Source organism: Kitasatospora sp. NPDC093558 (assembly GCF_040683475.1).
Taxonomy (GTDB): domain Bacteria; phylum Actinomycetota; class Actinomycetes; order Streptomycetales; family Streptomycetaceae; genus Kitasatospora.
Genome location: NZ_JBFBDY010000076.1, coordinates 1 through 21093 on the forward strand (window position 1 = coordinate 1; position 21093 = coordinate 21093).

A 21093-nucleotide genomic window follows, 5' to 3' on the forward strand; every position below is an offset into this window, starting at 1 on the left:
TGGCGTCGGGGGTGCGGGCGGCCTGGGCTGCGAAGGCGCGGTGCACGGTGGTGTCGGTGGGGAAGACGCTGGTGGCGTTCCACTCGGCGAGCAGGGCGATCTCACCCTCGGCCAGCTGGGCCGCCGCGGCGTCGCCGTCCGGGTCGGTGGCCATCGCGACCAGGACCCGACGGTACATCGAGGCCAGTCGGTCCAGGTCGGCCGGGCTGATCACCGCCGTGGTGGTTCCCAGGTTGACGTAGCCGCCCCGGGCCACCGTGGTGAGGGCGAATTCGTTGCCGCCCTCGTTCAGGCCGGCGCCGGTGTCGACGGTGTCGGTGTCGACCTGGTGGAAGTTCTGGTGGTCGAACATCGTGGTGACGAGGCGCTGGGTGGTGCCGGTGTCGCGCTGGATGGCGGGCAGCGGGTACCGGCGGTGGGCCCACACCTCCGCTTCCCGGGCGTAGACCTGCTCGACCAGCCGGCGCCAGGTGCCGCTCGGACGGCTCGCCGGGAAGGGCACGGTGTTGAGGTGCATGCCCAACACCTGGTCGGCGCCCGGGGCTTCGAGCCGGCCGTGGTAGACGACACCGGTGTGGAAGGCGTCCTCGGCCGTCAGCATCGACATGACCTTGACGTGCGCGGCGAGCAGCACGCTCTTCATCGACGCCTTCGCCCGCACCGCCAGCCGGCGCAGCCCCGCGTCCAGGTCGTGGTAGGGGACGGCCCTGCGGTGGTGCTCGGCGGGAGAGTCGCCGTTCTCCGCCCAGCTGTCCGGCAGTTGCAGCGGTGCCCGGCCGGAGGTGACCTGCTGCCAGAACGCCTGGTCCTCGGCGTCGGCGAGCGAGGCGAGCTCGGCGGCGACGTAGTCGGCGTAACGCACCGACGGCGCCTCGTGGTCGGGGAGTTCGCGCCCGTCACGCAGCGTCCGGTAGCTCTCGACGAGCTCCATCATCAGGGTGTTGACGGTCCAGCCGTCGGTGGCGGCGTGCGAGTGGCTGATGGTCAGCCGCCAGGCCCCGTCCTCCTCCAGCTGCACCAGGATCCGCAGCAGCGGCGCGGTGGTCAGCTCGAAGCCGGCCGCCAGTTCCGCCTCGGCGAACTCCCGCCTGGCACGGTCCAGTTCGGTGGCATCCAGGCCGCGCCAGTCGTGCAGGGCGATCGGGAGGTCGGCGGTGGCGTGGACGAGCTGGAGCGGCTGGGAGTACCCGCTCAGGTGCATCGAGGTCCGCAGCATCTCGTGCCGGGCCGCCACCGCGTCGACCGCCGCCCGGAACGCGGGCAGCGAGAACACCCGCTCGTCCGGGATCCGGAAGGAGTTGAGGTTGTGGTACACGTTCCCGCCGGCTTCCTCGGCCGCCAGCATCTCGACCAGCATGCCGGTCTGGATCTGGGAGAGCGGGTAGGCGTCGACCACGTCCGAGGGGAGCAGGGCCCGGTCCTCGGCGCCGATCAGGGCGAACGGCTCGACCGCCGTCACCAGCGACTCGCCGCCGGCCTGCCCGCCCAGGCTGCGGGCGAGTTCGGCGATGGTGCGGTGCTCGAACACGTCGCGTCCCGAGACCTCGTAGCCGGCCGAGCGCAGCAGGCCGACCAGTCGCACGGCCCGGATCGAGTCGCCGCCGATGTCGAAGAAGCTGTCCTCGACGCCGAGTTCGGCCGTGCCGAGGACCTCGGACCAGATCGCGGCCAGGCGCTCCTCGACCTGGTTGCGCGGGGCGGTGCGCCGGGTGGCCTTGAAGTCGTCGAGGCCGGGTGCGGGCAGGGCGCGGTGGTCGACCTTGCCGCTGTTGGTGAGCGGGATGCGGTCGATCGCGAGGTAGGCGGCGGGGAGCATGTACTCCGGCAGGCCGATGGCCAGGTGTGCGCGCAGGGCGACGGAGTCCAGTGTCCCCTCGGTGACCAGGTAGGCGACGAGGGTCTTGTCGCCCGCGTCGTCCTCCCTGGCCGTCACCACGGCGTCCTTGACGGTGTGGTGGGTGCGCAGGGCGGCTTCGATCTCGCCGAGTTCGATGCGGTAGCCGCGGATCTTGACCTGGTTGTCGATGCGGCCGAGGTATTCGAGGGTGCCGTCGTCGAGGCGTCGGGCGAGGTCGCCGGTGCGGTAGAGCCGGGAGCCGGCCGGACCGAACGAGTCGGGGACGAAGCGCTCCGCGGTGAGGTCCGGGCGGTCCTGGTAGCCGTGGGCGAGTCCGGTGCCGCCGAGGTGGAGTTCACCGGGCACTCCGTCGGCGACGGGCCGGCCGTTGCTGTCCAGGACGTGGGTGTCGGTGTTGGCGAGCGGGTCGCCGATCGCGATGACGTCCGCCCCCTCCGGCACCTCCCAGAAGGTGGACCAGATCGTCGTCTCGGTGGGGCCGTAGACGTTCACCAAACGCTGGACGTGGCCGAGGAGTTCGTTCGCCAGGTCGGGCGGGCAGGCCTCGCCGCCGATGAGGGCGGTCACGGCGTAGTTGTCGAAGCCGACCGCGAGCAGCAGCCGCCAGCCGGACGGGGTCAGCTGGACATGGGTCACCCGGTTGGCGTCGATCAGCTCGACCAGGGCTTCGGGGTCCTTGGCCTGACCGCTGGTGGCCAGCACGACCCGGCCGCCGGTGATCAGCGGCAGGAAGAGTTCGAGCCCGGAGATGTCGAAGGAGATCGAGGTGGAGGCGAGCCAGGCGCCTCGGCCGGTCCCGATGTCGTCGCGGACGGAGGTGAGCAGGTTGTGCAGGGCCCGGTGGGGGATCACGACGCCCTTGGGGCGGCCGGTGGAGCCGGAGGTGAAGAGGACGTAGGCCGGAGCCTCCGGGTCGGTGGTGAACTCGGCCGCCGCAGAGGAGTGTTCGGCGATGGCCAGGGCGTCGGTGTCGAGGAGGATGCGCGGGCCCTCGTAACCGGCGTCGGCGACGCCGCTCTCGGTGATCAGGGCTGCGGTGCCGGTGAGCATGTAGGCGCGCCGCTCGGCGGGCAGCGTGGGGTCGACGGGGACGTAGGCGGCGCCGGCCTTCCACACGGCGAGCATCGCGGCCAGCACGTGCGGGGTGCGGTCGAGGCAGACGCCGACGGTCGAGCCGGGGGTGACGCCGTTCCGGCGCAGGTGGCGGGCCAGGCGGTTGGAGCGCTCGTCCAACTCCTGGTACGTCCACCGCTCGTGACCGCAGACCACCGCGATCGACCGCGGCGCGGCCGTCGCCCGGGCCCGGAACAGGTCCGGAGTCGCTGCTGGGTTGCTCGCTTCGGTGTGCTGCCGGGACACGGGAGGCTTCTCCACTTCGGGTAGGTAGGCGGCGGCGGCGTCGCCGTCGGGGTTGGCGGCCATCGCACCGAGGACCAGCCGGTAGGTGGCGGCCAGGCGCTGAGCGGCGGGGTGGCCGAGAACGTCGGTGCTGGACTTGATGAGCAGGTTCCCGCCGGTCACGATGACGCTCACCGCGAACTCGTTGGACCCGGTGCCGAGAGCGGCACCGACGTCGACCGTCCCGGCGTCGACCTGGTGGAAGTCCAGCTGGTCGAACATCACCGAGATCAGCCGGCGGCCGTTCCCGGCGTAGCGCTGGACCGTGGGGAGCGGGTGGTGCCGGTGGGCCCAGATCTCCGCCTCCTGGGCGTAGACCCGTTCGACGAGCTGTCGCCAGGTGCCGCTCGGACGGGTGGCCGGGAACGGCAGGGTGTTGAGGTGCATGCCCAACACCCGGTCGGCGCCCGGGGCTTCGAGCCGGCCGTGGAAGACGACACCGGTGTGGAAGGCGTCGTCGGCCGTCAGCATCGACATGACCTTGACGTGCGCGGCGAGCAGCACGCTCCGGAACGAACTGCCGGTCCCCTTGGCCAGGAGCCGCAGACCCGCCTCGACGTCCTCGATGCCGGTCTCCAGCCGGAGCGGCTCGGGAGCGCCTTGGGCGGCCCAGGCAGCGGGCAGCGCGAACGGGACGTGATCGGACACGATCCGCTGCCAGAACGCCTGGTCCTCCTGGCTCGCGAGCGAGGTCTGCTCGGCGGCGATGAAGTCGGCGTAGCGCACCGACGGCGCCTCGTGCTCGGGGAGTTCGCGCCCGTCCCGCACGGCTCGGTAGCTCGCGACGAGCTCCATCATCAGGGAGTTGAGGGCCCAGCCCTCGGCGATGGCGTGGTGGTAGGCGAAGGTGAGGCGCCACGCGTCGTCCGACTCCAGGTGGACCGCCACGCGGAGGAGCGGTGCGGTGGTCAGCTCGAAGCCGGAGGCGCTGTCCCGGTCGGCGAACTCGCGCCTGGCCCGGTCGAGTTCGGCTGGGTCGAGGTCGCGCCAGTCGTGCAGGGCGACCGGGAGGCCGGCCGTGCTGTGGACGAGCTGGAGCGGTTGCGAGTAGTCGCTCAGGTGCATCGAGGTCCGCAGGATCTCGTGCCGAGTGAGGACGGCGTCGACGGCCTGCTGGAGGGCGGGCAGCGAGAACGGCCGGTCGTCGCGGATCCGGAAGGAACTGAGGTTGTGGTAGGCGGTCCGGCCCTCGGCCGCGGCGGCCATGGTCTCGGCCAGCATGCCGGTCTGGATCTGGGAGAGGGGGTAGGCGTCGGTGGCGTCGTCCGGGAGGAGGGCTCGGTCTTCGGCGCTGATCAGGGTGAAGGGTTCGACGGCGGTGATCAGGGAGTCGCCGCCGGTCTGGGGGCCGAGGTGGGTGGCGAGTTGGGCGATGGTGCGGTGCTGGAAGACGTCGCGGACGGAGGCGTCGTAGCCGGCGGCGCGGAGGGCGCCGACGAGGCGGACGGCGCGGATGGAGTCGCCGCCGAGGTCGAAGAAGCTGTCGTCGATGCCGAGTTGGTCGGTGCCGAGGACGTCGGACCAGATGGCGGCGAGGCGTTCTTCGAGGGGGGTGCGGGGTGGGGTGTGGTGGGTGGTGGTGTAGGCGGTCGTGTCGGGTGTGGGCAGGGCGCGGTGGTCGATCTTGCCGCTGTTGGTGAGGGGGATGTGGTCGATCGTGACGTAGGCGGTCGGGAGCATGTAGTCGGGCAGGCCGGTGGCCAGGTGTGCGCGCAGGGCGACGGAGTCCAGTGTTCCCTCGGTGACCAGGTAGGCGACGAGGGTCTTGTCGCCCGCGTTGTCCTCCCTGGCGGTCACCACGGCGTCCTTGACGGTGTGGTGGGTGCGCAGGGCGGCCTCGATCTCGCCGAGTTCGATGCGGTAGCCGCGGACCTTCACCTGGCTGTCGATCCGGCCCAGGTACTCCAGGCTGCCGTCGCCCAGCTGCCGGGCGAGGTCGCCGGTGCGGTAAAGGCGCGAGCCGGCGGGGCCGGACGGGTCGGGGACGAAGCGTTCGGCGGTGAGGTCGGGGCGGTTGTGGTAGCCGTGGGCGAGTCCGGTGCCGCCGAGGTGGAGTTCGCCGGGGATGCCGTCGGCGACGGGGTGGCCGTTGCTGTCGAGGATGTGGGTGGTGGTGTTGGCGAGGGGGGTGCCGATGGCGATGGTGTGGGCTTCCTCGGGCACTTCCCAGTAGGTGGACCAGATGGTGGTTTCGGTGGGGCCGTAGACGTTGACGAGGCGGTGGACGTGGCCGAGGAGTTCGTTGGCCAGGTCGGGGGTGCAGGCTTCGCCGCCGATGAGGGCGGTGATGGTGTCGTTGTGGAATCCGGCGGTGAGGAGGAGTCGCCAGCCGGAGGGGGTGAGCTGGATGTGGGTGACCTGGTGGGTGTCGATGAGGTCGACGAGGGCTTCGGGGTCCTTGGCTTGGTCGTTGCCGGCCAGCACGACCTGGCCGCCGGTGGTGAGGGGGAGGAAGAGTTCGAGTCCGGAGATGTCGAAGGAGATGGAGGTGGAGGCGAGCCAGGCGCCTGCGTGTCCGGTGCCGATGTCGTCGCGGACGGAGGTGAGGAGGTTGTGCAGGGCGCGGTGGGGGATCATGACGCCCTTGGGCCGTCCGGTGGAGCCGGAGGTGTAGAGGACGTAGGCCAGGGCGTCCGGGTCGGTGGCGAACTCGGTTTCCGCACCCGTGTGTTCGGGGATGACGTCGGTGTCGAGGAGGATGTGCGGGCCGTCGTAGCCGGGGTCGGTGACGGTGCTTTCGGTGATGAGGGCCGCGGTGCCTGTGAGCATGTAGGCGCGTCGTTCGGCGGGCAGGGTGGGGTCGACGGGGACGTAGGCGGCGCCGGCCTTCCACACGGCGAGCATCGCGGCCAGCACGTGCGGGGTGCGGTCGAGGCTGACACCCACGATGCTTCCCGGCGTGACGCCGGTCCGGTGCAGGTGGTGGGCCAGACGGCTGGAGTGCTCGTCCAACTTCTCGTACGTCCACTGCTCGTCGCCGGAGATCACCGCGATGGCCTGCGGGGTGGCTGTGGCCTGAGCCTGGAAGACGTCGAGGGTGGTGAGCGTGGTGGGTTCGGTGATGGTCCCGTGCTGCGGCTGCCGGGCGTCCTCGGGCAGGTGTGCGGCGGCGGCGTCGCCGTCCGGGTCGGTGGCCATGGCCTCCAGCACCGACCGGTACATCGCCCCCAACCGCGCCAACGCGCTCCGGCTGAACACCGTCGAGTTGGTCGCCAGGGCGATCCGGCCGTCCGCGGCGATGACGCCGAGGGAGAACTCGTTGCCGCCCACACCGGCCGTCGCCTCGGTGTCCACCGTCTCGGCGTCGACCTGGTGGAAGTCCTGGTGCTCGAACATCGTCGTCACGAGGCGCTGGGTCGTTCCGGCGTCGTGCTGGATGGCGGGCAGCGGGTAGCGGCGGTGGGCCCAGATCTCCGCTTCCTGGGCGTAGACCTGCTCGACGAGCTGTCGCCAGGTGCCGCTCGGACGGGTGGCCGGGAACGGCAGGGTGTTGAGGTGCATGCCCAACACCCGCTCGGCGTCCGGGGCTTCGAGCCGTCCGTGGTAGACGACGCCGGTGTGGAAGGCGTCCTCGGACGTCAGCGAGCTCATCGCCTTGAGGTGGGCGGCGAGCAGCACGCTCTTCAGCGATGCCTTCGCCCGGACCGCGAGCCCGCGCAGTCCCTCCTCCAAGTCGTCGTAAGCCACGTCCTGGTGGTACTCGACGACCGAATCGCCGCTCTCCGCCCAGGAGTTCGGCAGCTGCAGCGGCGTCCGGTCGGAGGTGATCCGCTGCCAGAACGTCCGGTCCTCCTCGCTCGCCAGCGAGGCCAGCTCGGCGGCGATGAAGTCCGCGTACCGCACCGACGGCGCCTGGTGCTCGGGCAGTTCACGCCCGTCGCGCACCAGCTGGTAGACGGTGGCGAGCTCCATCATGAGGCTGTGCAGGGTCCAGCCCTCGGTGATGGCGTGGCAATGGCTGATGGTCAGCCGCCAGGCGTCGCTCTCCTCCAGGTGCACGTGGATCCGCACGAGCGGCGCGCCGGCCAGGTCGAAGCCGGCCGCCAACTCGGCCTCCACGAAGGCCTGCCGCGCGCTCCGCCGGTCCTCGGGGGCCAGCTCGCGCCAGTCGTGCAGCGCGACCTCGGTCCGGGACGTGGCGTGGACGAGCTGGAGCGGCTGGGAGTAGCCGCTCAGGTGCATCGAGGTGCGCAGGATGTCGTGGCGGGCCACGACGGTGTCGACCGCCTCCTGGAGCGCGAGCAGCGAGAACGGCTGCTCGTCCGGTATCCGGAAGGAGTTGATGTTGTGGTAGACGTTCCCGCCGGCGTCGTTGGCGGCCAGCATCTCGACGAGCATGCCGGTCTGGATCTGGGAGAGCGGGTAGGCGTCGGCCACGTCGTCCGGCAGGAGGGCGCGGTCCTCGGCGCCGATCAGGGCGAACGGCTCGACCGCCGTCACCAGGGATTCCTCGGCGACCGGTCCGTTCAGGCTGTCGGCGAGCTCGGCGAGGGTGCGCTGCTGGAGGACGTCCCGGACGGAGGCGTCGTAGCCGGCCGTACGGAGGGCGCCGACCAGGCGGACGGCGCGGATGGAGTCGCCGCCGAGGTCGAAGAAGTTGTCGTCGGCGCCGACCCGCTCGATGCCGAGGATCTCGGACCAGATGGCGGCGAGGCGCTCTTCGAGGGGTGTGCGCGGTGCGGTGTGGTGAGCGGTGGTGTAGGCGTCGTCGTCGGGTGCGGGCAGCGCGCGGGTGTCGAGTTTGCCGTTGACGGTCAGCGGGACGCGGTCGATGGCGACGTACGCCGCCGGGATCATGTAGTCGGGCAGGCTCGCACTCAGGTGGGAGCGCAGGGCGGCCGGGTCGACGGCTTCCTCCGTGACGACGTAGGCCACGAGCCGCTGGGCGTGTGCGGTCACGACCGCTTCGCGGACGGTGGGGTGCTCGCGTAGGGCGGTTTCGATTTCGCCGAGTTCGATGCGGTAGCCGCGGATCTTGACCTGCTTGTCGATGCGGCCGAGGAAGTCGAGAGTGCCGTCGGCGAGGCGTCGGGCCTGGTCGCCGCTGCGGTACATGCGGGAGCCGGCGGGGCCGTAGGGGTTGGGGAGGAAGCGTTCGGCGGTGAGGTCGGGGCGGTTGAGGTAGCCGCGGGCGACGGCGGGTCCGGCGACGTGGATCTCGCCGGGGACGCCGATGGGGACGAGCTGTCCGGCGGTGTCGAGGAGGTGGATGGGGGTGTCGGAGAGCGGCACGCCCACGGGGTTGCGGTCGGTGCGTTCCAGGTCGGTGGCCTGCACCTGGTGGTAGGTGGAGTGCACGGTGGTCTCGGTGATGCCGTACATGTTGATCAGGGCCGGCCGGTCGAAGCCGTAGCGGTCGGTCCAGGGGCGCAGTTCGCCGAGCTGGAGGCGTTCGCCGGCGAAGACCACGGCGCGCAGGGCGAGTTGGTCGGTGCGGGGGTCGCCGTCGCCGGCGAGTGCCGCCAAGGAGCGGAACGCGGTGGGCGTCTGGCAGAGTACGGTGGCGCCGGAGGCGACGAGGACGTCCAGGAACTCCTCGGGTGCCCGGGTCACGGCCGCGGGCACGATGACGAGTCGGCCGCCGTGCAGCAGCGCGCCCCACATCTCCCAGACGGAGACGTCGAAGGCGTACGAGTGGAAGAGCGGCCAGACGTCGTCCTGGTTGAAGCCGTAGTGCTGCTGGGCGCTGGCGAACAGGCGCAGGACGTTGGTGTGGGTGAGGATGACGCCCTTCGGCTTCCCGGTGGAGCCGGAGGTGTAGATGGTGTAGATCAGGTTGTCTGGGTGGTTGGTGGCCGCCGGGTTGGTGGTGGGGTGGGCGGAGACGCTCGTGGTGTGGCGCGGGTCGTCGAGGACGACGAGGGGGCCGTCGTGGTACGTGGAGACACGGTCGGCGAGGGTGGTCCGGGTGATGACGATGCCGGCGCGGGCGTCGGTGGTCAGGTAACCGAGGCGGTCGTCGGGGTTGATCGGGTCAAGGGGGAGGTAGGCGGCGCCGGACTTGAGGATGCCGAGGAGGGTGGGGATGAGGTCGAGGTCGCGCTCCAGGCAGAGGCCGACGAGGGTTTCGGGGCCGGCGCCGAGGGTGCGCAGGTGGTGCGCGAGCTGGTTGGCCCGTTCGTTGACCTCGGTGTACGTGAGGGAGCGGCTGCCGCTGCTGATGGCGGTGCGGTGGGGGGTGCGGGCGACCTGGGCTTCGAAGGCCTCGTGGATGGTGCGGTGGGTGGGGCCCGTCTCCTCGGTGGAGCCAGTCTCCTCGGTGGCGCCCGTCTCGGTGTGGGCAGTCCACGCGGTGAGCAGGCGCTCGGTCTCCCCGGCGGGCAGGTGGGCGGTGGTGGCGCTGCCCTCGGGGTCGGTGGCCATGGCCTCCAGGACGGAGCGGTACATCGACGCCAGCCGCTCCAAGTCGGTCCGGCTGATGACCGCCGTGGTGGTGCCGAGGGTGATCCGGCCGTTCGCGGCGATGGCGCTGAGGGCGAACTCGTTGCCGCCCTCGTTCAGACCGGCGGCGGTGTCGACGGTCTCGGCGTCGACCTGGTGGAAGTTCTGGTGGTCGAAGAGGGTCGTGACGAGGCGCTGCGTGGTGCCGGCGTCGCGCTGGATGGCCGGCAGCGGGTAGCGGCGGTGGGCCCAGATGCTCGCTTCCCGGGCGTAGACCTGCTCGACCAGCTGTCGCCAGCTACCGGCCGGACGGGTCGCCGGGAACGGCACGGTATTGAGGTGCATGCCCAACACCCGCTCGGCGTCCGGGGCTTCGAGCCGGCCGTGGTAGACGACGCCGGTGTGGAAGACGTCCTCGGCCGTCAGTGAGCTCAGCACCTTGAGGTGGGCGGCGAGCAGCACGCTCTTCAGCGAGGCCTTGGCCCGGACCGCCAGCCGGCGCAGCCCGGCCTCCAGATCGGCGAACGGAACGTGCTGCCAGCAGCGTTCGGTGCTGCTGCCGGTCTCGTCGGCCCAGCTGTCCGGCAGCTGGAGCGGTGCCCGGCCGGAGGTGATCCGCTGCCAGAACGCCCGGTCCTCCTCCTTGGCCAGCGAGGCCAGCTCGGCGGCGATGTAGTCGGCGTAGCGCACCGACGGCGCCGGGTGGCCGGGGAGTTCACTCCCGTCGCGCAGGAGCCGGTAGGCGGTGGCGAGTTCCATCATCAGGGTATTGACGGTCCAGCCGTCGGTGATGGCGTGTGTGTGACTGACGGTCAGCCGCCAGGCACTCTCCTCCTCCAGGAGCGCGTGGATCCGCATCAGCGGCGCGGTGGTCAGCTCGAAGCCGGCCGCCAGCTCCGAGTCGGCGAACTCCCGCCTGGCCCGGTCGAGTTCGGTGGCGTCCAGGCCGCGCCAGTCGTGCAGGGCGGCCTCGATCCGCGCGTCGGCGTGGACGAGCTGGAGCGGCTGGGAGTAGCCGCCGAGGTGCATCGAGGTGCGCAGGATGTCGTGCCGGGCCACGACCGCGTCGATTGCCGCCTGGAACGCGGGCAGCGAGAACGGCCGGTCGTCCGGGATCCGGAAGGAGTTGATGTTGTGGTAGGCGTTCCCGCCGGCCTCCTTGGCGGCGACCATCTCGACCAGCATGCCGGCCTGGATCTGGGACAGCGGGTAGGCGTCGACCACGTCCGAGGGGAGCAGGGCCCGGTCCTCGGCGCCGATCAGGGCGAACGGTTCGACGGCGGTGACCAGGGACTCGCCCCCGGCCTGGTGGCCGAGCCGGGCGCCGAGGGCCGCGATGGTGCGGTGCTGGAAGACGTCCCGCACGGAGACGTCGAAGCCCGCACTGCGGAGGGCGCCGACGAGGCGGACGGCGCGGATGGAGTCGCCGCCGAGGTCGAAGAAGCTGCTCTCGATGCCGAGTTGGTCCGTGCCGAGGACGTCCGACCAGATTGCGGCCAGCCGCTCCTCGACCGGCGTGCGCGGGGCGGTGCGGCGGGTGGCCTTGAAGTCGCTGAGATCGGTCGTGGGCAGGGCGCGGTGGTCGACCTTGCCACTGTTGGTGAGCGGGATGCGGTCGAGCGCGACGTAGGCGGTCGGGAGCATGTAGTCGGGCAGGCTCGCGCTCAGGTGCGTCCGTACGGCAGCCGGGTCGAGGGCGCCCTCGGAGACGACGTAGGCGACGAGGGTCCGGTCACCCGCCTGATCCTCCTGGGCGGTCACCACGGCGTCCTTGACGGCGTGGTGGGTGCGCAAGGCGGCCTCGATCTCGCCGAGTTCGATGCGGTAGCCGCGCACCTTCACCTGGCTGTCGATGCGGCCCAGGTACTCCAGGCTGCCGTCGCCCAGCTGCCGGGCGAGGTCGCCGGTGCGGTAGAGGCGGGAGCCGGCGGGGCCGGACGGGTCGGGGACGAAGCGTTCGGCGGTGAGGTCGGGGCGGTTGTGGTAGCCGTGGGCGAGTCCGGTGCCGCCGAGGTGGAGTTCACCGGGAACGCCGTCGGCGACGGGGTGGCCGTTGCTGTCCAGGACGTGGGCGGTGGTGTTGGCCAGGGGGGTGCCGATCGCGATGGTGTCGGCTTCCTCGGGCACCTCCCAGTAGGTGGACCAGATCGTGGTCTCGGTGGGGCCGTAGACGTTCACCAAACGCCGCACGCGCTCGTGGATCTGCCGAGCGAGGTCGGGCGGGCAGGCCTCGCCGCCGACGAGGGCGGTGATGCCGTCGTCGTGGAACCCGGCGGTGAGCAGCAGCCGCCAGCCGGACGGGGTCAGCTGGACATGCGTCACCCGGTGGGCGTCGATCAGCTCGACGAGGGCTTCGGGGTCCTTGGCCTGGTCACTGCCGGCCAGCACGACCTGGCCGCCGGTGGTCAGCGGCAGGAAGAGTTCGAGTCCGGAGATGTCGAAGGAGATGGAGGTGGAGGCGAGCCAGGCGCCTGCGTGGCCGGTGCCGATGTCGTCGCGGACGGAGGTGAGGAGGTTGTGCAGGGCGCGGTGGGGGATCATGACGCCCTTGGGCCGTCCGGTGGAGCCGGAGGTGTAGAGGACGTAGGCCAGGGCGTCCGGATCGGTGGCGAACTCGGGTGCCACGCCCGTGTGTTCCGGGATGACGTCGGTGTCGAGGAGGATGCGCGGGCCGTCGTAGCCGGGGTCGGTGACGGTGCTTTCGGTGATCAGGGCTGCGGTGCCGGTGAGCATGTACGCGCGCCGCTCGGCGGGCAGGGCGGGGTCGACGGGCACGTAGGCGGCGCCGGCCTTCCACACGGCGAGCATCGCTTCGAGTACCTGCGGGGTGCGGTCGAGGCTGACACCCACGATGCTTCCGGGTGTGACGCCGGTCCGGCGCAGGTGGTGAGCCAGGTGGTCGGAGTGCTCGTCCAACTCCTCGTACGTCCACCGCTCGTCGCCGCTGATCACCGCGACCGACCGAGGCGCGGCTGCTGCCTGGGCCTGGAAAGCGTCGAGGGTGGTGAGCGTGGTGGGCTCGGTGACGGTGCCGTGCTGCGGCTGCCGGGCGTCCTCGGGCAGGTGTGCGGCAGCGGCGTCGCCGTCCGGGTCGGTGGCCATGGCCTCCAGCACCGACCGGTAGATCGCCGCCAGCCGCGCCAGCCCGGTGGCGTCGAACACCCCGGTCGTGGTGCTGAGGTCGACCCGCCCGGGGCCGGCGGCCACGGAGAGGGGGAACTCGCTGACGCTCTCCCGAAGTTCACTTCCCGCGTCGACGACATCGGCATCCACCTGGTGGAAGTCGAGGTACTCGAACATCGCCGAGAGCAGCTGCCGGGAGTTGCCGGCGTCGTGCTGGATGGCGGGCAGCGGGTAGCGGCGGTGGGCCCAGATCTCGGCTTCCTGGGCGTGGACCCGCTCGACGAGCTGTCGCCAGGTGCCGGCCGGACGGGTGGCCGGGAACGGCAGGGTGTTGAGGTGCATGCCCAACACCCGGTCGGCGCCCGGAGCTTCGAGCCGGCCGTGGAAGACCACGCCGGTGTGGAAGGCGTCGTCGGCCGTCAGCATCGACATGACCTTGACGTGCGCGGCGAGCAGGACGCTCTTGATCGACGTCCTGGCCTCGGCGGCCAGCCGGTGCAGGCCGTCCGCCAGATCGGTGAACGGCACCCGGGCGCCGTGCCGTCCGCCGGCGGCGTCCCCGTTCCCCGCCCAGGCCGTGGGGAGCACGACGGGGTGGTAGGAGGTCGCCACGTCCTGCCAGAACTCCTGGTCCTCCTCGCTCGCCAGCGAGGCCAGCTCGGCCGCGACGAAGTCGGCGTACCGCACGGCGGTGGGGGCCGGGGCCGGCTCGGGGGTGCCGGTCAGCGCGTTGCGGTAGCAGGTGACGAGCTCCATCACCAGGGAGTTGACGGACCACCCGTCGGTGAGGGCGTGGGGGTGGGTGAGCGTCAGGTACCAGGAGTGGTCCGATTCGAGGTGTGCGGCGATCCGGAGCAGCGGAGGCGCGGTGAGCTCGAACCAGGCGGCGCGCTCGGCGCCGGCGAAGGTCCGGGCGTGCTCCGCGCGTTCCGCCTCGGAGCGGCCGCGCAGGTCGTGCACGGCGAGCGGCACCCGGGCCGTGGAGTGGACCAGCTGGAGCGGCCGCGAGAACCCGTCGAGGTGCATCGAGGCGCGCAGCAGCTCGTGCCGGGCCGTCACGGTGTCGATCGCGGAGCGCAGCGCCTCGGCCGAGAACGGCTCCTGGTCCGGGACCCGGAAGGAGCTGATGTTCCGGTAGACCGCGCCGTCCTCGGCGGCCAGCATCTCGACCAGCATGCCGGCCTGGACCTGGGAGAGCGGGTAGGCGTCGACCACGTCGGCGGGCAGCAGGGCCCGGTCCTCCAGGTTGAGGAGCGCGAACGGCGGCACCGCCGTCACCAGTGAGCCGCCGTGCTCCCGGTCCGCCACCAGCGCGGCGAGCGCGGCGCTGCTGCGGTGCTCGAACACGTCCCGCACCGCGACGTCGTACCCGGCCGCGCGCAGCGCACCGGCCAGGCGGACGGCGCGGATGGAGTCGCCGCCGAGGTCGAAGAAGCTGTCCTCGACGCCGACTTCGGCCAGCCCCAGCACCTCGGCGAGGATCGCGGCCAGCCGCTCCTCGGCCGGGTTGTGCGAGGCGGGCGAGCGCACGGGCGCGGACCGGTCCTGGCCGGGCTCGGGCAGGGCGCGGCGGTCGACCTTGCCGTTGGAGGTGAGGGGGATGTGGCCGATGGTCCGGTAGACGGCCGGGACCATGTACTCGGGCAGGGTGGCGCTCAGGTGCGTACGCAGGGCGGCCGGGTCGAGGGTGCCTTCGGCGACGACGTAGGCGACGAGGCGCTTGTTGCCCGGGGTGGTCTCGCGCACGGCGACGACGGTGTCGGTGACCTGCGGGTGTTCGCGCAGGCGGGCCTCGATCTCGCCGAGCTCGATGCGGTAGCCGCGGATCTTGACCTGGTTGTCGATGCGTCCGAGGGTTTCGAGCGCGCCGTCGGGGAGGTGGCGGCCGAGGTCGCCGGTGGCGTAGAGGCGGGAGCCGGGCGGGCCGTAGGGGTTGGGGAGGAAGCGTTCCGCGGTCAGGTCGGGCCGGTTGAGGTAGCCGCGGGCCAGGCCGATGCCGGCGATGTGGACTTCGCCGGGTACCCCGATGGGGGCGGGGTGGAGGGTGGGGGTGAGGACGTGCATGGTCGTGCCGGGGAACGGGGGACCGAGCGGGATGGCCTCGGTGGGGGTGTCGGGGAGCGCGGGCTGGCCGGAGTTGCCGACGGTGATCTCGGTGGGGCCGTACTCGGTGGCGAGGGGGGTGCCGTCGGGGCCGGCGAGCTGCTGCCAGCGCTGGACGAGGCTGGTGGGGAAGTTGTCGCCGGCGGCGATGACGAGGCCGGCGAGGCCGTGGGCCTGGGCGGGGGTGAGCTGGTGGGTGAGGAGGTCCAGGTGGCCGGGGGTGAGCTTGATGAAGGCGTGGGGGGCGGTGTCGGCGAGGGCCGTGCCGAGCTGGGCGGTGTCGAGGGTGTCGGGGAGGAGGGTGGCGGTCTGGCCGGTGACCAGGGGGGTGAGGAAGTTGGGGATGCCGAGGTCGAAGGAGATGGAGGAGAAGAGGGGGGCGCCGCCGGTGCCGCGGCTGGCATAGAGCCCGGCGGTGTGGTGGACGTAGTTGGTGAGGCCGGCGTGCTGGATCATCACTCCCTTGGGCTGCCCGGTGGAGCCCGAGGTGTAGATGACGTAGGCGAGGCTGTGCGGGTGGAGGGTGCGCTCCGGCGGGGTGGTGGGGCGCCGGTTGATGCGCCGCTGGTCCTGGTCGAGGGTGATCAGGGTGCCGTTGTGGATGGGGGTGAGGACGGCGGTGTGCTGGGTGGTGGTGACGAGGGTGGGGGCCTGGGTGTGGCCGAGGATGTAGGCGAGGCGTTCGGTGGGGAGGGTGGGGTCGAGGGGGAGGTAGGCGGCGCCGGCCTTCCAGATGCCGAGGATGGTGGGCAGGAGGTGGGCGTCGCGGTTGAGGCAGACGGCGACGGGGGTGTCGGGGCGGGCGCCGTGGGCGAGGAGGTGGTGCGCGATCCGGTTGGCGCGTTCGTCGAGCTCGCGGTAGGTGAGGCGGGTGGTGTCGGTCCGGACGGCGATGGCGTCGGGGGTGGCGGCGGCCTGGGCCTCGAACAGGTCGATGGTCAGGGTGGTGGGAACGGGGGCAGGGCCGCCGTCGGACCAGGCGTCCAGCAGGGCTCGCTCCGCCGCCGGCAGGACGTCGATCCCGGAGATCCGCGCGTCCGGCTCGGCGGCGACCCCGGCGAGCAGGCACAGGTAGTGCTGGGCCATGCGCTCGACGGTGCCGCGGTCGAACAGCGCGGTGGCGTACCGCAGTCGGGCCTGGAGCGGGCCGTCCGCCCCGTCGGTGACGTCCAGGGTGAGGTCGACCTTGGAGACCCGGTCGGCGGACTCGGGCCGCACGGTCAGGCCGGGCAGCCGGAAGGCGGGCGCCTGGTGCTCGCGCAGGATGAAGTCGACCTGGTAGAGCGGGGGCCGGGAGAGGTCGCGCTCCGGCTGCAGCTCGTCGACCAGCCGGGCGAACGGCACGGCCTGGTGCTCGTACGCGCCCAGCACCGCGCGCCGGCCCCCGGCGAGCAGCTCGCGGAAGGTCGGGTCGCCGCGCCAACTCAGGCGGGCCACCAGGTTGTTGATCCCGAAGCCGATCATCCGCTGGAGCTCCGGGCGGGCCCGCCCGGAGACCGTCACGCCGACCGGGACGTCACTGCCGCCGGTGTAGCGGGCGATCAGTGACTGGAAGGCGGTGAGCAGCGCCACGAACCGGGTGGTCCCGGCCTCCTCGGCCAGCTCCCGGAGGCGCCGCGCCACGTCGGCCGGGATGGCGAAGGGGACGGCGTCGCCGCGCGGGTCGCGGCGGGCCGGGCGGGGCCGGTCGGACGGCAGGTCGATCTCCGGCAGACCGGCCAACTCGGTGCGCCAGTAGGAGAGCTGCTTCTCCAGGGCGGCGCCGCTGAGCTCCTTGCGCTCCCAGGCGGCGTAGTCGGCGAACTGGACCGGCAGCGGTGCCAACGGGGAGGCCGCTCCGGTCACGAACGCGCTGTACAGGGTGCCGAGTTCCTCCGCGAAGATCCCCATCGACCAGGCGTCGCAGGCGATGTGGTGGAACGTGGCCACCAGCAGGTGCCGGTCGGAGGTGAGCGAGATCAGCTTCATCCGGACCGGCCAGTCGCGGCCGAGGTCGAAGGGGGCGACCACCTCCTGCTCGGCCAACTCCCGGGCCCACTGCTCGCGTTCATCGTCCGGGAGGCCGGCGGGCTCGACCACCGTGAAGGCCGGGGCGCTCGGCGGGTCGATGATCTGGACCGGCTCGTCGCCCACCATGGTGTAGCGGGTGCGCAGGATCTCGTGCCGGGCGGTGATCTCCGTGAAGGCCGCGCGCAGCGCGTCCCGGTCGACCGTGCCGTCCAGCCACAGCGCCAGCGGCACCAGGTACTCGGCGCTGTCGGGTTCGAGGCGGTTGACGAACCACATCTGCTGCTGGCCGAAAGAGAGCGGCAGCTGCCGGTCCCGGTCGACCGCGGTGATCAGCGACCGGTGACCGCCCCGCTGGCCGGCCAGCCGACGTCGCAGCAGTTCCTCGCGCCGCGCCGCCACGTCCTGCTCGGTCGACTGCTTGTCGCCGGTGCTCATGTCTTACTGCTCCTTCTGGTTCGTGGCGTCGGTGTCGGCGGTGCCGGAGTCGGTGCCGGTGCCGGTGCCGGAGTCGGTGTCGGAGGCGGCGTCGGTGTCGAGGGCCGCGAGCTCGTCGTCGCTCAGCCCGTCGATCTCGGCCCGGATCTGGTCCTCGATGGCCGCGGCGAGCCGGCGGACGGTGGGCTCGGCGAAGACCGTGCCGATCGACAGGTCGAGGTCGAACTCGTCCTGCAGCCGGGAGGTCATCCGGATGGCGAGGATGGAGTGGCCGCCGAGCGTGAAGAAGGTGTCCTCCACGCTGACCCGGGGGCGGCCCAGCAGCTCGGCCCAGATCCCGGCGATTCGCTCCTCGGTGGCGGTGGCCGGCGGCTGGTACGCGTCGGCGGCGTCGACGGTGGGCAGCGCCCGGCGGTCGACCTTGCCGTTGGCGGTGAGCGGGATCCGGTCGATCACCGCGAACGCGGACGGGACCATGTACTCCGGGAGCTGCTCGGCCAGCTTCTCCCGGACGAGGTCCGGGTCGATCGCGGCGTCCTGCTCCGCGACCAGATGGGCCACCAGCGACTTCTCGCCGTTGGCGTTCTGCTGGGCGCTGACCACCGCGTCGCGCACCTGGGGGAGCGCGGTCAGGACGGACTCGATCTCACCGAGCTCGATCCGGTAGCCGCGCAGCTTGACCTGGGTGTCGATCCGGCCGAGGAAGTCGATGGCGCCGTCGGGCAGCAGCCGGGCCAGGTCGCCGGTGCGGTAGAGCCGGGAGCCGGGCGGCCCGTACGGGTCGGGGACGAATTTCTCCGCGGTCAGGTCCGGGCGGCCGTGGTAGCCGCGGGCCAGCCCCTCCCCGCCGATGTGCAGTTCGCCCGCCACGCCGACCGGAACCGGCCGGCCGGCCTCGTCCAGCACGAAGGCGGTGGTGTTGGGCAGCGGACCGCCGAGCGGCACGGTGGCGTCCTGCTCCCGGTCCACCGGGTGGACGGTGGAGCCGATCGACGCCTCGGTCGGGCCGTACTCGTTGGTCAGCCGTCCGGCCCCGAGCCGCGCGAACCACTGGTTGGCCGCGCGGGCGGGAAGCGCCTCGCCCGCCACCAGGATCCGGTGGGCCAGCCGGTCGGACTGGTCCGCGGTCAGCTGGTCGGTGAGCAGTTCGAGGTGGCCGGGCGTCAGCTTGACGAAGCTGTACGGTGCGCCGGCCAGCAGCGCCTCGCCGAGTCCGGCGAGGTCCTGGTCGGCGGGCAGCACGTGGACGGCGCGGCCGGTGATCAGCGGGGCGTACAGGTTCGTGGCCGGCAGGTCGAAGGCGATCGAGGAGAACAGCGGCGCGCCGCCCTCGACCCCGATCAGGTCGCGGCCCGCCCAGCGCAGGTGGTTGGCCAGCCCCCGGTGCGGGATCATGACGCCCTTGGGCCGGCCGGTGGAGCCGGAGGTGTAGATGACGTAGGCGAGCAGCTCGGGGTCGCCGGAGCGGGCCGGGCGGCTGCTCGGGCGGGCGTCGATCGCGGCCCGGTCGGCGTCGAGCAGCACGCGCGCGCCCCGGTGGCCGGCGGTGGTGGCGGACAGTGCGGCCGTGGTCAGCAGCAGCGGCGACCGGCAGTCCGACAGGATGTGGCCGACCCGCTCGGCGGGCAGCGACGGATCGAGCGGGAGGTAGGCCGCGTCGGCCTTCCAGATCCCCAGCAGGGCCGGGATCAGGTCCGCACCCCGCTCCAGGCAGAGGCCGACCACGGTGTCGGGGCCGACGCCGGCCGCGATCAGGTGGTGGGCGATCCGGTTGGCCCGCTCGTCCAGCTCGCGGTAGCCGATCCGGACGTCGCCCGCGACCACCGCGGTGGCCTCGGGGGTCGCCGCGGCCTGCGCCTCGAAGAGGTCGAGGGTGGTGCCGGCCGGCCAGTCGGCCCGCTCGCCGGTGCCCCAGTCGGTCAGCGACCGCTCGCGCTCGGCCGCCGCCATGATGTCGATCGTGGCGAGCGGGGCGGCCGGGTCGGCGGTGACCGACTCCAGCAGCCGCAGGAAGTGCCGGGCCAGCCGTTCCACGGTGCCGCGCTCGAACAGGGCGTCGGCGTACTCGAACGCGCCGCTCCAGGTGCCGTCGCTCTCGCTGCGCACGTAGAGGGTCAGGTCGGTCTTGGCGACCTGGCGGGCCGGGTGGAGGTAGTCGATGTCGGAGCGGTCCGGCATCCCGCCGATCAGCTGGCCGTCGTGCAGGTTGAACGCGACCTGGTAGAGCGGGGTGCGGGACGGGTCGCGGGTGGGGCGCAGCTCGTCCACGATGTGCTCGAACGACAGGTCCTGGTGCGCGAAGGCGGACCGGCACACCTCGCGGACCCGGTCCAGGGCCGCGTCGAAGCCCCGGTCGCCGTCCAGCGGGCAGCGCAGCACGAGGGAGTTGAGGAAGAAGCCGACGGTCCGCTCCAGCTCCGGGCGGCTCCGGCCGGCGACCGGGGTGCCGATCACCACGTCCCACTGGCCGCTGTGCCGCGCCAGCACCGTGCCGAAGGCGGCGAGCAGGGTCATGAACGGGGTGGCCTCGCGGCTCTGCCCGAGGCCGCTGACGGCGGCGATCAGCGGTGCCGGGATGTCGAAGGTGACGACGTCGCCGTGCGAGTCGCGCTTGGCCGGGCGCGGGTGGTCGGTGGGCAGCTCCAGCGGGACGGCCCCGGTCAGGGTTTCGCGCCAGTGGTCCAGCTCCGCGGCCAGCCGCTCCTTGGAGTGCCACTCCTGCTGCCAGGACGCGTAGTCGGGGTACTGCACCGGGACGGCGGGCAGTTCGGCGGCCCGGCCGGAGCGGTGGGCCTCCAGCAGTTGGCGGAACTCGTCCTCCAGCACCGCCGCGGACCAGCCGTCGCAGGCGATGTGGTGAATCGTCACGAGGAGGAGCTGCCGGTCGGCGGGCGCGGGGAGCTTGGCCAGGGTGGCCCGCCAGAGCCGGCCCGAGGTGAGGTCGAAGCCGGTCTCGAACTGCTCGCGGAACGCCTCGACGATCTCATCCCTGGAGCCCTCGGCGGTGCGCAGCTCGACGGGCCGGGTCTCGCCGACGGACTGGGCCGGCTCGCCGTCGACCACCAGGTAGCGGGTGCGCAGCGCCTCGTGGCGGTCGGCCAGGGTGTCGAGCAGCAGGCGGACCACGTCCGGCGTCAGGTCGGACGGCACCCAGAGGAAGAGCGGGGCGTTCCACTCGGGGCCCGGTTCGCTGGCGTCCAGGAACCAGATCCGGCGCTGGCCGGAGGAGAGCGGCAGCGGCCGGTCGCGCGGCACCGGGGCGATGGCCGGCACGACGTCCCCGGCGTCCGGCCGGTCCGCCGCGGCCGGGGCCGCCAGCAGCGCCGCCTGCTCGCGGACGGTGACGGCGGTGAACAGGTCGGCCAGCACCACCGGGCTGCCGGTGGCCTCGTGCAGGCGCTTGGCCAGCTCGGTGAGGAGCAGCGAGTAGCCGCCCAGCTGGAAGAAGTTGTCGTCGCCGCCGACCTGCGGCACCTCCAGCAGCTCGGACCAGATCCGGGCGACGGTCCGCTCGGCCTCGGTCGCCGGGGGCACGTGCGCGGGGCGGGCGGGAGCGGCGGCCGCCGCCGGGGCCTGGGCGCCGTCCCGGGCCTGGTCGGCCCGGCCGAGCAGGGTCAGGGTGCCGTCGTTCTGCCAGCGGACCAGCTCGCCGGTGCCGTACATCCGGCTGCCGGCCGGGCCGAACGGTGCCGGCAGCAGCCGCCCGGCCGTGGCCGGGTCGCCGGGCAGCGGGCGGACCTCCTCGACGAGGCGCTCGACGAGCAGCAGGGCGGCCTGCGGCAGGG

General features: G+C 72.5%; 2 protein-coding genes. Both read right to left on the bottom strand.

The window, feature by feature from the left end; genetic code table 11:
• On the bottom strand, window positions 1-17308 hold a 17308-nt coding region (locus AB0O00_RS11120), incomplete at its 3' end, for an amino acid adenylation domain-containing protein (RefSeq protein ID WP_363650418.1).
• Between the two features lie 3 nt (window positions 17309-17311).
• The coding region (locus AB0O00_RS11125; protein WP_363650420.1) for an amino acid adenylation domain-containing protein at window positions 17312-21093 on the bottom strand (3782 nt) is incomplete at its 5' end.